A 14,034-nucleotide genomic window follows, 5' to 3' on the forward strand; every position below is an offset into this window, starting at 1 on the left:
GGGATGAACGTGATCAGAATAGCGCTCAGCTTACTCTTTATCGGTATGTGTATATTGGCAACGCCTGTGTTGTCCGCGGGACTGGAGTTTCCCACACATATGCAATTTATGCTCAAAAATCTGCGAGAAAACGCCCTGGCTAATACACTGCCGATGATCACCCAAGATCATATCACACTGGATGAAGACCAAGGTTCGGTGCTGGATTTACTCAGTAATGATCTTGACCCGGATCAGGATCCGCTCAGGATAGTGTCTGTTTCGGCAAAGTATGGACAGGTTACTCTGATGCCAGATGGCCAGATAAAATATGAGCCACCGGCGCACTTTTCCGGGCAGGACGAAATTACTTACCTGCTTTATGATGGTCGCGCGAACCCGGTCAGGGGGCTGGCAAAAATCACTGTGAACTCGGTGAATGATGCACCTGTGGCTAACGACGACGCAGTGACTCTGATTGCCAATACCCAGGTTGATATTAATGTGCTGGACAATGATAGCGACATTGATGGTGATTTCTTAACCATCACTCAGGTCACCGCACAGTATGGCACTGTGCGGGTCAAAAACGGAGCTATCGAATATCGGCCCTATGCGGAATATGACGGCAGCGACGTGATCAACTACACCATTCAGGATGCCGCCAATGCCTCAGCCAGCGCTAAAGTTCTGGTGACAGTGCTAAAAGAAAACAAAACGGCACCGGTGATCACCGGGCAAAAGTCGCTGGTCATGGACGAAGACACCAGCTTCGAGCTTGATATCAATCAGATTACTTATATCGATGTCGATTCTCTTGCAACTGATATGACTTTTGAAGTGGCAGATGGCCAGCACTATACGTTAGAGGGCTTGACACTCAAACCCGCACAACATTTTAACGGTGAGTTAAGTGTGCCCGTTACATTATTCGATGGTAAACATCGCTCGCAGGTGTACAACCTCAAACTCGTGGTGAATGAAATCAATGATTATCCTGAGGCCGGACAAATAATCTGGGAATCAGTTAAAGATGAAAAGTTTGCCTTGTACATGCGCGGTATGATGCATGACCCAGATTTTAACTACTGGCCGCTGGGCAGAAATGACCCAAGGCTTGAGCAATACAAGTTTATCTTCTCTAAAAATGCGCGCAGAGAAGACCATGGCGGCTGGACCAATGCCGGTGGTCGTTTTGTTCAGGTGCCCGGTGCACGTACTGACCTGTACGAATACACACCGCCTGCCAACTTTGTCGGTCGCGACTATGTGTTTTTCTTTGTTTATGATGAACAAGGTGCGCCATCGGGTCGTGGTGATATTGTGATTGATATTAAAAATGACAAAGGGGCACCTGTGATTATCCGTCACCTGGATATTGCGAAGGTGAGAGAAGACACGCCGTTTAGCCTGTCTGTACACGACTTATATATTCGCTACAAAGGGTCGCACAGCCGCAACAGCGAACTGACTCTGGAAGTAGAGAATATGCCGGGTTTCTATTCGGTTGACCGGGCAACGGGCCAGATCACCATAGATCCCCTGTATGAAGAACCGATACTGAATGTAATGGTGCAAGTGACCGACGGCGCGACTACATCTAACAAACACAGAGTGGCGGTGCCACTGCAAGCTGTCAACGAGGCCCCGCAGGTGTCTGATCTGGACATCAGCATTAACGGTTTACCAGACGGCGAGATTGATTTTAGAACCCAGCTTATGGTTGACCCTGAGGCAAATAAAGCTCCAGGTCTGTTAGACAGGTTTAGCTATCAGTTTGTAACCCCCACAGGCAGTGCGAACAATCAAACCAGTCATGGCCAGCTGGTCAGAGTGCCAGGTAAACCACATGGTGTGTTCCGATATGTTCCCGGGCCGACGTTTAGGGGCGACACCTTTGCGTTTTGGGTCACAGACGAGCAAGGCCTGCAATCAAACAAGGGCACGGTGATCATTCGTGCGTCTAAGCCAGCGGTGCCGAACACGCCGGTTGTGCAAAGTAATGGCAGTCAAGTTACGGTGAACTGGGCAAAGGTAGGCGGTGCGTCTTATTATATTGTCAGCAAAGCGCGCTACAGCACTGAGGTGTCGGAGACTGAACACCGGGCTGAGAGCAACAAGTTTGAGTCAGCAGATGACGAAAACACCTATTCTCAGTACCGGGTAAGGGCCTGTAGCGACGATGCCGGGTGTTCGGCCGACTCTGCCTGGTCTTTACCCTCCAGAACCCTGGTGACCACGCCGGTTGCCTTTGTACGTCGTAAGAACGAAATCGAAGTAAACTGGCACAGTGCACCGGCGGATCAATTTGATGTACAAATTAAATACAATGATAACCCATGGACTGTGCCGGGGCGTTTCGTCAGCGATAAGAGCAGCATATCCTGGCCTAACCTGGAGTCTGGCAAGCGGCGCTATCGGGTACGTGGCTGTGACGATAGCTTGGCCAACTGCACACAGTGGTCAGCCGAATCCAATACTGTCGACATTCCTGTCTGGATCCACAAAGTGAGCGTGGAAGGGAGCACCACGACGCTTGAATGGGGCCCTGTGCCGGGCACCAGTTATTACGATATTTCCATCAAGTACAACAGCAATGACTGGACCGTGCCTGGGCGCTTTACTGCACCGGGTGGCAATGAAACGGGCAACAATCAACTGACCTGGAACAATGTTGACGGGGGCATGCGAGCTTATAAAATTCGTTCCTGTGTTGGAGAAGTGGGTAATGCGGTCTGCTCTGACTGGTCATCACCGACAGGGGTTTACACAACACCTGAAATGCCTGCGGACACACCCGCGCTTAAGGTCTCGTCTGAGACACGTACATTCCTGGATAAGACAGAAAGCATCGACTGGCACTTTGCCAGTGAGCCCAGTCAGAATTTTACGACTACTTTGTTTGTTTTACCGCCCAATAAACTTGAGATGATAGCGTTGAGCAGTCGCGCCAATAATCAACCGGGTACGCACCGATATCGTTTCTCGCAGCCTGGTATCTACCGCTTTTTTGCGCAGGCATGTGGCCAGGTCACGGGAGTGAATGTATGCAGCGAACGCTGGGAGACCGAGCACAGGGTAGAGGTGATCAATCAGCGCTTTGTCGTTGAATATACTGGCACGCACCTGAGGTGGTCGCAGCTAACGGGCGTAAAACAGATTGTGATTGAAAGTGCGCTCTGTGGTCTCGGGTGCGATGTGTCATCAGCAACTTGGAAGCCAGTGGCAACACTGACCAATGGTGAACTGAGCCTGGCAGTGACAGAGCCGAAAGGGACCGCATACCGTGTTAAAGCGTGCTTCACTGATGGTTCCTGTACGTCCTGGACAATTGTCAGAGACAAAGCTGAGAAGCTCAAAGCACCGACATTATACCGAGCTAATTAAGTAAATCGGCTGTGGTGCTGAACCGTGGCCATTACTAACATAGCTTTGAAAAACGATGACGATAAAAAAGCTGACTTTTATACTGAGCGCAGCACTGTCGCTGACAAGTGCAGCTGCTTTGGCTCAGATCCCGGCAAAAGTAACGTCACTAAATGTACAGGATACCACAGCAACGTTTTCCCTGAATGCTGAGAAAACCCATACTGCCTGTATCAATGGCGATACACGTCAACTTTAGTCTCTGGATATTACTTTTATTCAGGAGCGTGCACTGTATAGCCTGTTGCTGACGGCGGTGTTTAAATCTCAGCTGGTTGTCGCATAGTCGGCCAACAACTGTGATGTTCTGGCGTGTCTTAGGAAAAGGATGCTAGTTACACTAAACTGTCAGAAACAACCCACCCGATGTGTGGAGATAAACAGTGCATTAAATAACGCGCGTTTAGTTAACTGACACAGTAGCCAGTTTCTCAATGCCACTTTCAGGTATACATTGCTCGGTACTGGTTAAATAAACCGGCGTTTGGCTGTCAAAAGCACCAAGCAGCAGGCTATATAAGTTATTACTGCCATGGTCATATAGTGAAATGGCCCAGCTATCTTTGTTATTTTCATTAACACAAGAAGGCGTGTTGGTTGCTTTTTGTGGCTGAGTTTTAAACGTGACCAAGTTATTACTCACCTGAAATTCAGTGATTAAATAAGCTTGGCTATTGGCTAAGCCAAATGTGCTGGCAAATGCCAGTGGTAATAAAAATAGATTTTTCATGAAGCACCTCAAACTGTTTTTCTGATCCTAACGGGTTTTAGGCATGGCCGTCTACGGTTTGAGGGACAAAAGTAGAATAATAGTCAATCGGCGGGTTATCGCTGGTATTTAAATATATGGGATTATTATAATGAAAAAAGGGTTGATGCGTTTTGGTTTGATGGCGTTACTCGGGGTTGCTTTCACGGGCCAGGCAAGTACCAAATAAGAGTGTCATGGCACCTATGTTGATACCATTGCTATTGAGGGCACTCGGATTGACCCGGATTAAGCAATACTGTGCTGATCAGCTTGAAAGATGCCAGTGGTAATTTGATGACTTGTGGTATGTGATCAGGGCGATATGTCTACCTCAAAGCCCTCGAAAATCCCGAGCAGTATTTCACTTTCCCGCCAAAAGTACGTGTCGGTAAGGTGGTTGATATTCTCTGGGATATCCCGCAGGGCACGACATGTGATAATGATGGGCTTGTCATTCGTCGGTAAAGGGACAGGTCCCTTTGTGCCTTACAAGACGCGCAATGGTGGAATTGAATTTAGCTGTAGTAGCCAAGGTAGCGCCTGGCCATATCTGGTGCCTATTAATGTACAGAAACTCGGGGCGCCTAAGTTTGCAAGCCCAATAAAGAGTTAACACGATCTGGCGTCAGTCATATTGACGCCGCAATTCACAAATAAGGAAATGTAATAATGAAATTAAAATCTTACGGGTTCCCCGCGCTTAGTGCATGTGCAATATTACTGGCGTCTACCGCCAATGCAGCGCCCCGACTTGATAAAGCCATTTTTGAATATAATGCGGGTTTGCGTATCCAGGAAGAGTTCAATCTGTTTGCAGATGGCAATATCTCTGACCCGGATTACCCAAATAGCGCGCTGAGAATTCAACTCAATACTGCAAAATCTTATGAACAGGTTGGTTTTTACGACAAGGTAAACTCCATATATGGTCAGGCTGTTGCCTACAACACCCTGGACAGGCGCTGGCTAAAATTGAAAGGTAAACTGTTGTACTTTTCAGGTGAGTCGGATGGTAGCCGCAAAGTTGATGTGATCCAATTTCGGGTGATCAACCCTGCTAACGAGGCCTCTCCCTGGGCAGAGGTAAGAGTGAGCCTGGATAATGCCTTCGACATCAATTACGACGTCTATCCAAGCGATGATAGCGCGCAAACACAGCGCGATCAGCCTGTCGAGATATTTGTAAAAGCCAACGATGCAGACGTGCCTTATTACTTTGGTGTTGAGATATTTAGTCGCCCGCAACATGGCTCAGTATCCGTTAACAACGACTATTCAGTTACTTACACCCCGGATGCGGGATATATAGGTCCGGATTCATTCCAGTACCGCATTAAGGGTAACAATCTATATGACATTACCAGCGCTGCTGCGACTGTGTCTGTGCAAGTCGCGCAGTAGGGTGCATCATCGGTAAGTTTCATAGCGCACAGGTTAGGAACAAAGCGCATGGGTATGCTCTTTCCTAAATGTGTTGTGGAGATCGCTTTGGCGGTCTCTATTTCTTATTCCAGAAACATAATTCTTACAACTCGCAGAGTAACTATGAAAAAAATGACTTCGGCCATGGTTCTCATTGGTCTGCTGTCAAACGGTAATAGGCTTGCAGCCGGTTGATATTAAAGTGGGAGAAGCTGCCGAGTTGATTTGGAACAAAACCTTAGCACAGCGTTGTGAAAGCCTGGAAGGGCTGGTGGTTTTAAGTGAAGGACCCGACGGACGTGTGCTGGTGCGCTTTTTCAGAGCAGGGGGTAAATTGCCTTACCACTGGCGCTGTTTTGATGCGCAAGGGCGTAATGTCGGTGAGTTTGCCACTGAGGTGAGCGTACGCAGGTTATCAGCGCCTCATGTATCGGTAGAAAGATAAGAATAAGAATGAAAAGGAGATAATTATGCCAAGTTTGGCTTATTTTACACGTACAGTGGCGGGTTTAAGCGCTTTAATGACTGCGACTTCGTTGTATGCGGCACCGGTATTAAACAAAAGTATTTTTGAATTTAACGCCGGTTTACACATACAGGAAGAGTTTAATATCTTCGCGGATAACACCGTTTTTGATCCCGATTATCCGGTGCATGAACTTCGGCTCGTGCTCAATGAAGGCAAAACCTATGAGCAGGTCAGTTTTTACGACAAAACTTATACACCTTACGGTCAGGCAGTTGCATACAATACGCTGGACAGGCGCTGGGTTAAGTTTAAAGGAAAACTGTTGTACTTCTCCGGCGAGTCGGATGGTACCAATAAGGTTGAGGTTATCCCATTTCGGGTAATTAACCCGGCGGGGGAGGTATCAGAGCCAGGAGAGATCCGGATCAGCCTGGATCACGCCTTTGATACGAATTACGATGTGTATCCCGCTGACGATACGGCGCAAACCGTCTCGGATCGGGCTGTTGCGATTAACGTCAAAGCCAATGACCCAAATGTGCCCTATTACTTTGGGGTAGAAATTTACAGTAACCCAAAGCATGGCCGCGTAAGTGTTAATCAGGACTATACGGTGACCTATACGCCCAGCGCTGGATATATTGGCCAGGATGCGTTTCGGTATCGCATTAAGGGCAATAATCTGTATGAGATCACCAGTGCAGTGGCCACGGTTTCTGTAGAGGTTAAAGAGCCTAATCAGCCCCCTGTTATATCAGGCGTGCCTGCCAAGACAGTCATTGTGAATGGCCATTATCAGTTTGTGCCGCAAGTGCTTGATCCTGAGAACGACCCGCTGAGCTTTTCGGTAAAAAATCTGCCAGGCTGGGCACGATTTAATACTCAGACGGGGGCACTCAGCGGGACGCCGGCGGGAGCAGATATAGGTGTGTATAGCAACATCGAAATATCAGTCAGCGACGGGCATAATGTGAGTGTGCTGGCGCCGTTTTCAATTCAGGTGAACCCGAATGTTGCGTTGTTAAACTGGTCTCCTCAAGAGGTTCAGGTAGGGGAGCAGGCGAAACTCATCTGGGATACGCAAGTCGTGTCCAGATGCGAACTGCACTTTGCAGCTGGTGCGCATATTGAAACAGATATGCAGGGTGCGATTACAGCAACCGCGGTACTTGCAGCCGATACACTGGATACGCGTTGGCATTGTTTTAACCACAGCGGGCGATTTTTGGGCGAGTTTAGTGCGCAACTTGCAGTGACAAGACTCCCCGCACCTGTATTGCGCTCCACACGCTGATCAGCTTATCAGAGACAGTGCTTATCCAGTTATCAGCACTGTCTCTGCGCTACCTATTTATCGATCTTAAGAGCCGGGGCTTTCAGTCGGGTCAGCTTCGGTGCTATGTACACCCAGTTACTGCATTGCCCACCAGTAAAACAGGCACGCCCCCGATAGGCTAGGTTGTTGCTATTGACCAGCGGGTATCTCACTGTGCCTGCATTTAACTCAGCCTCATTTTGCCACTGATAATTTCCTGAGTGCATACAGTCATGAATACACACAGTACGTTGCAACTGATAGCTTTGCACGTTTTGCAGTGCGTGCCAGGTTAAAGTATCGTCTGTTCGTGTGACTTCAAGCGTTGCCTCGACAACATTAACTGTAAGCTCGGTTAGTTGTTTATCATTGCAGATCTCCGGGTGCTTGTTGTCACAGATCTCAATATAGAAATAGTACTCACCGGTTTGTGTTAAAGGGGTACCCTCAACGTACTGGCTAAGTGTTGCACTGCCCGGTGAACGCACAAAAAAGGCCACAGAGACATCTTCAGAGAAGTTATCAGGCATGTGCCAGTTAAATTGTGGCGCAGAAAAGCGTGCTACTTCATCAGACAGGAGAGTAAAGTTCGGCGTTGGCAGTGTGTTGCCTTGCAACCGATAGTGTACTCTACTTGGAATTCCACATTCTCCGTTACTTAAGCAGGGAGAAACTTCAACGAAAGTTGTGCCTCTTCTGAATATCGGTCCACGGCGTATACTGGTTTCGGTCACACCATTTTGCCAGATAAAACGCTCTGTGGGTTCACCTGCTTTTGCACTGGGCTTTTCTATAGCAATGCGATAAAGCACGGGTTCATTAAATTGGGCTGGTTTTTGCCAACTGATCAAAACCTCATCACCATATCCTATATTCGTTTTGTTCACACTCAGCTGCCCAACCCGAACCGTGTTAATTGAATTGACCACTTCGATGTTAAACGTTTCGGTGAAGTAATCATTCACTTTAACTGTGATGTTATACGTGCCCGGATCGAGGATGCCAAAGTCATAATGATAATGTTGACTGCCTGGTACGGTGCGCCATTCTTCCTGATTCACTTTGACTTTCAGGGAGTCAATATATGGACTACTCAGTGTGCTGGCTTCCAGTGTCAATGGATGCTCTCTTGTGATCACGCCATTATTCACATGACTGAACTTTAGCTGGTAATCAGGCTTGGCTGGTACTGAGAGAATTCTCGCGACAGAGCTCTTGGGGCCGCAGCTGAGACTGCGGTCCATACCCGGCGCAACCCGGTTACACGCCCGCACAGTGGCATTGAGTAACCCAGTTTGGGTAATCTTCGCTCTGACGTGGAAGTTACCGTCATTATACTGGCGACGCAGAAAAGAGACGACACCGTAAATGGAGCCAAGCCATTGATCATTGAGCTCCAGCAAGTAGTAGCCATTTGGTGCGGCAACGACCTCGTCTGAAGGTTGCCAGTGAAAGATCACTTCCTCACCGGTCTGAACATTCAATATGTCGGTGGGGCGCGGGTGAAGCACACCTGCGGAGACATGGAAATCATCCACTACTTTAACAGGTCTGACATACGGGGAAGGCGGCACACCGACAAAGGCATACACAGCTTGGCTTAGAGGACCACAATATTCTGTACCAGCAAGCTTGTTACACCCTTGAATCGTTATCTGATGAGCGCCTGTGCCAAGGTGATGTAGTTCAGTATGAAAGGCACCTTCACCATATTTGCGGTTCAAATGGGTAAGAGAACGATATATGGTGCCATCGCGCTCACCATTGATAAACAACTTGTAATAGCCGACAAGTGGTGGTGCAACGTCATCGGAGGCTTGCCAGTGCAACACCAGTGTTTGTTGGGAGTCAACTTCAACTGCCTGTTGCTGGTGGTAGTCTATTGTCTCTGGCAATGCGATGGCAACGCCCTGAGGCGCCTGCTGCGGTTTGGCATAGATCCTAAAGTCCACAGGCTCGATACGCTCATCGTCTATCTGAAGGTATAGCTTATACGCACCGGTGGGCTTTGCCGGAATTGAGAAAATGTATTGTCCGTTAGCCAGCGTAAGCGGTTGCCAATTCTGACCATCGAGGCTGGCCAGCATAGTGTCCGTGGGCACATTGCTCAGGGGAGATATCAGGATTTGCCCTGCCTGATTGGCAATTAGAGCTTCATTGTTAGTACCAAACTCAAAGTCAAAGCGGCGCACTACATCAAGTGTGAGCGTCTCGGAGAACTGGCTACACTGCACACCGTTGCAGGCTCTGACTTTAAGCTGATGTTTGCCCGGCTCAGTAAAGTACAGGTCGAGGTTATTCTCACGGACTTGTCGAGCGGTGCCGTTATGCCATAGCTCATGGTAAGTGGCTTCTACAAATGGTTGCCATGAGAGGGTGAGCTGCCGATGTGTTGTAATTTGTGTTGGTGTAGATAGCCAGTTCATTGGACCAGCAAGTGTTTTTGAAGGGTGTTGCGAAATAAGTTCACTGGTTTGCAGTGGCAGCCAGCCTTCAGACTTCACCTGTGTGGGTAAAATCATAGCGCCGCCAAGTAGTATCAGCAAAGTAAGCAGTCTGTATACTGACATTTTAATTCCTTAGCATGACCTTGCTCAGCCGCCTCGCAGCCGGGTGGTTCAGGCAGGTTTTTGATCCATCTACTTCTACTTCTTTGTTGCTGGTGTAGGCAGAGAGGAGTAGGGTATAGAGTGCATGATCGCTCGCACTCGTCGGGTCAAGCCACCAAAGCTGAACATTGTCGGCTGGATTAACCTGACAATCCGATTGGCTTGATGTGGCACTCAGGGTTACCAGCACCCGAGTTGCCTGGACTTCGATGTTCAGAATGTTGGTCTTTGCCATCACTGAGTCACAAATCAACATCAGCAACGCTGAGCACAGTCGTAAGATTTTCATTGTGTTATCCTTACCTGAGTGATTAATCAGTCTTCTTTGACCAGACATAATCCTGCGCCGCAAATTGGGTGTTCAGTTTCAATGATCTCGTAACTGGTTTTATCCTGGCGATTGAAGCAGCTGTAGTTTTGAGCGCTTCTATCCGCTGAGCTGGTAAAAGGTGCGTTTTTATCACCCATAATGTACTTACCATGGTGATAAACAGGCACACCATGTGTAGACAACCCTTGTCTGCCTCGGCAACCGCTATATTCGAATTGGAGATCTGCGTTGTTGTAGCTGATAGTTAAGGTTTTATAGTCGACGCCACCTTCATTATCGATGTAAGTCCAACGATATTGACCGCTATCGTAGGCACTATTTTTATAGTGCGCGGTATCCACCAGTGTGCCAATGCGCGTAATGCCGTCACTCGCGTACAACCCAATCGAGCGGGCATTTGAGTTACCGGCGCTGGTATTGGGCGCCAGGCGAAGACTCTGCACCCGCTCTACTCCAGCCAGATCAGCACAATCCTGAGCCGACGTGACAGCCACCGCTTGTTGTTTTGCTACCGCAGTGATCAGCAAGGAATACATGGCACGGCCTGAGTGGCTGTCCAGACTAATTGAGCGCAGCTGGTTTTTGTCTTCTGCGACACACGCAACGGAGCTGGGCGCCATAGAGCTGGTCGAGAATAAAACGGTGTTGTTTTCAATCTCAATCTGAGTAATCGGTCCGGCGATGGCCAGGGGCGAGCACAATGCGGATAGTAAAGCGAGCTTGTTCATATATTTGTCCTTAGAGTTTATCGTTATGGAAGTTCACTGATCGGCAGGATTGTAACACATCTGGGAACGGGCCATATTAATCCCAGGGGTAGTGATTGCTTTATAAATTTTCTACCATTGGACTAACTGGTCAGATGTGTTAGGGTGGAGTGTGATTTACATGCAACAGGTTAAGCGTTATGGCAACACCTTTATTAAAAACCTACAAGAAGTTTAAATGGTTGCCCTTTGGCAACTGGCTATTCAGCAAGGCGGTCTGTAAACGAGCGCCTTATTTTGGCACCATCAAACCTAAGATCACTCACCTTAGTGAAGGGCGGATTACGGCGCAGATGCCCAACCGCAAGGCGGTCCATAATCACATTGGGACAGTGCATGCAATTGCACAGTGTAACCTTGCAGAGTTATGCGCTGGCGTGGTGACTGATGCCAGCATTCCTTACAAAACACATCGCTGGATCCCAAAAGGGATGACCGTACAGTATCTGAAAAAAGCGGAAACGGACTTAAGAGCTGAAGCGACGATTTCGCTGCCACGTCAATGGCAAGATAAAGAGGAGTTAGTCGTCCCGGTAGAGGTGTTTAACCGTGACGGAGTTAAGGTATTTCATGCCGATGTCACTATGTATATTTCGGCGAAAAAGTGAAAAAGCCCGCGCTAAGCGGGCCTTTTAAAATCAGAAAGTGTAGCGGTACTTCACTTCGGTTTGGGTGTAATCCACACCATTGGTGTATTCCAGGATAACACCTGAGTGATCAGTGAAGCTAAACTGGATACCAGCATTTAAATAGACACCGTCTTCGTTTCCAATCGGGCTTGGGAAGTCCAGCGTTTCGTATCCGAGCTGAGCAAATCCACTAACGCGTTTGCTGAATACATGCTCGTATTCACCGTAAATGCGGCGCGTATCAATGGTCGAGTTTATGCGTCGGGCTGATACTTCGAATTCACCAAGCTGAGCACCCACAGCCAGACGGCCATGACTGGTCTTGCGCAGAATGTAACCTAAATTGAATGTAGTTTCATCAACGTCGTAATCGTCGCCAAGTAAGTCGTCAAACACATCCAGGCTATCTGAGTGTTGATCGATTTTCAGGCCCATAAAAATGCCATTGGCAAACTCATAACTGCCAGCTACGATAAAGCCCTGCGGATCTGAGCCACTTGGTGCGCCATCCAGGCTAGACTCACCATAACCTACTTCAAGGTAGCTTTTGCTAAGCTCGGCTGCCTGAGTACCCAAAGATGCTGTTGCCAGTAATAGACCTAAAATATGCTTATTCACTTTATATCCTTTTAATTACTTCGAGGTGTTGTCATAAAGCGAGCGCGTGAGACTCGCTAGGTAATCTAATATGGTGAAAATGTATCATTTTCAGATACAGAAGTGAAAGGCTAAGTATATGTTTTATGTTATAAAATGTTACCGGTGGTTCATTTTTGACGAGTTATTCAGCCTTCGCTGGCTTTATCCAGAGGCGTGACGTTTGATTGCTCCGCACGATGGTTTAACTGACCTTGTATTTGGGCACCAGCCTGAATACACAAAGTATCATGTGCAATATCACCGGTGACCCTGGCACTGGGTTCAAGCGTAACGCTGTCAGCGCTGATCCCGCCTTGTACTTGTCCTCGGACCTGAACCTGGTTTGCAATGATATTCCCCTCGACGACACCCGTTTCACCAATGATTAGCTGGGTCACTCGTAGATCGCCAACCACTTTGCCATCGATTTGAATTTCACCATCACACTGGATGTTACCTGTGATTGTGGTGTCGGGAGAAATGAGCGAGAAAGGAAGTGAAGTTTTCTTTTTATTGAACACGTTTGAGCACTCTTGCCAGTTTTACAGGGTTTATATGCTTTTTATCCTGTAACACCTCATAATGCAAGTGTGTACTGGTACTACGACCTGTGCTACCCATCAGGGCGATTACCTCTGACTGTTTAACTGCCTGACCTTTTTTCACTTTGATGGTATGTAAATGGCCATAGCGAGTTACTATGCCATTGGCATGTTGAATCTCTATAAACTTGCCATAACCCCCATTTTTACCAGCTTTACTGACCACACCATCAGCCGGGGCAATGATCTGGGTTTTGTGCCAGCCTGCCATATCAACCCCTTTGTGATAGGCGCGGCGGCCTGTGATGGGGTCTTTACGAAAACCAAAGGCGCTGGAAATATAATACTTGTCGTGCGCGACGGGCATCATTTTTGGAGTGGAATGTAATAAATTCTCCAGCTGATTGAGCTGCACTGAGTCATCGATAAGCTGGGTATAGCTGTCATTTAGCAACGTTGCATCGACCTGATGATATGGACCACCCTGGGCGGAGTTGCTTTCGGTTGACAGTGTCAGACCTGCTTCATTAAACCCGGCCATCAACTGGTTGTGGCGCGCCGAAATAACGGCCTGTAAGGTTGTGAGCAATGCAGCCTGTGCATCATTCAAATCCGCGCTTTGGGTTTCAAATTCATGACTGTCACTGAGGTCACTGACCGCAGGTTGTGCATCCGTCTGCGGTGCATCGTCTGGTAAAGCAGCGGGAGCGTCTGATTGTTCGGTGATAGAAGTTGGCAGTGCACTGACAATTTCACTGAGCACTGTGTGTTGCTCGTTTAAAGTCGCGAGCTGAGTGTGCTGCTGTGCCAGTTTTGCAGTTAGCTGCTGTTTTTCCTGTTCCCAACTTTGCGCTTTGGTCCGAAGTTCAGACTGTAAGGCATTGACTGTGTCTTGTTGCTTAAAAAACGCTGATGTACTGATAACTAACCAGCTAAGAGCACAACAAACCAGCACTAGTGCGATAAATTGCAACCAGCCGGGCACAACCATCAGACTAACCTGGCCGTTCTGGCGCAGCATTAGTTGCTTAGGTTGAAATAGTGATGTGATCAGACGTTTGATATAGCGAAACATAACACGTAAAAATTAAAAATAACGACTCACTCTAACAATTTTTATGCAAAAAGCCAGTATTTACTTACAAAAAAAAGGTG

The 14,034-nt window shown here is 47.9% G+C and carries 13 protein-coding genes; 6 read left to right on the forward strand and 7 right to left on the reverse strand.

What is annotated here, in order from left to right:
• Positions 1 to 3: 3 nt before the first annotated feature.
• Both AT705_RS18150 and AT705_RS18155 read left to right on the forward strand, forming a co-directional pair.
• Positions 4 to 3,366, forward strand: coding sequence for a cadherin-like domain-containing protein (locus tag AT705_RS18150; protein WP_058797666.1), 3,363 nt, complete (start codon positions 4 to 6; stop codon positions 3,364 to 3,366).
• 55 nt (positions 3,367 to 3,421) lie between these two features.
• On the forward strand, positions 3,422 to 3,604 hold the full coding sequence (locus AT705_RS18155; RefSeq protein WP_058797667.1) for a hypothetical protein: 183 nt from the start codon (positions 3,422 to 3,424) through the stop codon (positions 3,602 to 3,604).
• A gap of 204 nt (positions 3,605 to 3,808) precedes the next feature.
• Here AT705_RS18155 and AT705_RS18160 read toward each other — a convergent pair whose 3' ends face one another.
• Positions 3,809 to 4,135, reverse strand: coding sequence for a hypothetical protein (locus AT705_RS18160; RefSeq protein ID WP_058797668.1), 327 nt, complete (start codon positions 4,133 to 4,135; stop codon positions 3,809 to 3,811).
• A 690-nt stretch (positions 4,136 to 4,825) separates the two neighbouring features.
• On the opposite strand from AT705_RS18160, the gene AT705_RS18165 reads away from it, so the two are divergent.
• The 3 genes from AT705_RS18165 (at position 4,826) to AT705_RS25360 (ending at position 7,341) form a co-directional block, all read left to right on the forward strand.
• Positions 4,826 to 5,557, forward strand: coding sequence for an Ig-like domain-containing protein (locus AT705_RS18165; RefSeq protein ID WP_058797669.1), 732 nt, complete (start codon positions 4,826 to 4,828; stop codon positions 5,555 to 5,557).
• 202 nt (positions 5,558 to 5,759) lie between these two features.
• On the forward strand, positions 5,760 to 6,023 hold the full coding sequence (locus tag AT705_RS18170) for a hypothetical protein (protein WP_058797670.1): 264 nt from the start codon (positions 5,760 to 5,762) through the stop codon (positions 6,021 to 6,023).
• Positions 6,024 to 6,048: 25 nt separating this feature from the next.
• Positions 6,049 to 7,341 (forward strand): Ig-like domain-containing protein, encoded by a 1,293-nt coding sequence (locus AT705_RS25360; protein WP_157576862.1) that lies wholly within the window; start codon positions 6,049 to 6,051, stop codon positions 7,339 to 7,341.
• A 53-nt stretch (positions 7,342 to 7,394) separates the two neighbouring features.
• On the opposite strand, the gene AT705_RS18180 is transcribed toward AT705_RS25360, so the two are convergent.
• From AT705_RS18180 to AT705_RS18190, 3 genes are read right to left on the reverse strand one after another with little or no spacing between them, the layout of a single operon-like run.
• On the reverse strand, positions 7,395 to 9,932 hold the full coding sequence (locus tag AT705_RS18180) for a hypothetical protein (RefSeq protein WP_058797671.1): 2,538 nt from the start codon (positions 9,930 to 9,932) through the stop codon (positions 7,395 to 7,397).
• 1 nt (position 9,933) lies between these two features.
• Complete coding sequence (locus tag AT705_RS18185) at positions 9,934 to 10,260, reverse strand: hypothetical protein (RefSeq protein ID WP_058797672.1); 327 nt, start codon at positions 10,258 to 10,260, stop codon at positions 9,934 to 9,936.
• 26 nt (positions 10,261 to 10,286) lie between these two features.
• Complete coding sequence (locus tag AT705_RS18190; RefSeq protein ID WP_058797673.1) at positions 10,287 to 11,030, reverse strand: hypothetical protein; 744 nt, start codon at positions 11,028 to 11,030, stop codon at positions 10,287 to 10,289.
• A gap of 179 nt (positions 11,031 to 11,209) precedes the next feature.
• Between AT705_RS18190 and AT705_RS18195 the strand changes: the two genes are divergently transcribed.
• The gene (locus tag AT705_RS18195; RefSeq protein WP_058797674.1) at positions 11,210 to 11,677 is read left to right on the forward strand and encodes a hotdog fold domain-containing protein; all 468 of its coding nucleotides are present in this window, start codon (positions 11,210 to 11,212) and stop codon (positions 11,675 to 11,677) included.
• A gap of 30 nt (positions 11,678 to 11,707) precedes the next feature.
• On the opposite strand, the gene AT705_RS18200 is transcribed toward AT705_RS18195, so the two are convergent.
• The 3 genes from AT705_RS18200 to AT705_RS18210 all read right to left on the reverse strand — a co-directional run bounded on the left by AT705_RS18200 (position 11,708) and on the right by AT705_RS18210 (position 13,954).
• A complete protein-coding gene (locus AT705_RS18200; RefSeq protein ID WP_058797675.1) occupies positions 11,708 to 12,316 on the reverse strand; it encodes an outer membrane beta-barrel protein in 609 nt (202 codons plus the stop codon).
• Positions 12,317 to 12,483: 167 nt separating this feature from the next.
• A complete protein-coding gene (locus AT705_RS18205; protein ID WP_058797676.1) occupies positions 12,484 to 12,858 on the reverse strand; it encodes a bactofilin family protein in 375 nt (124 codons plus the stop codon).
• The gene (locus tag AT705_RS18210; RefSeq protein WP_058797677.1) at positions 12,848 to 13,954 is read right to left on the reverse strand and encodes a M23 family metallopeptidase; all 1,107 of its coding nucleotides are present in this window, start codon (positions 13,952 to 13,954) and stop codon (positions 12,848 to 12,850) included. The genes AT705_RS18205 and AT705_RS18210 overlap by 11 nt, the downstream gene beginning before the upstream one ends.
• Positions 13,955 to 14,034: the final 80 nt, after the last annotated feature.

This window comes from Pseudoalteromonas rubra (assembly GCF_001482385.1).
Taxonomy (GTDB): domain Bacteria; phylum Pseudomonadota; class Gammaproteobacteria; order Enterobacterales; family Alteromonadaceae; genus Pseudoalteromonas; species Pseudoalteromonas ardens.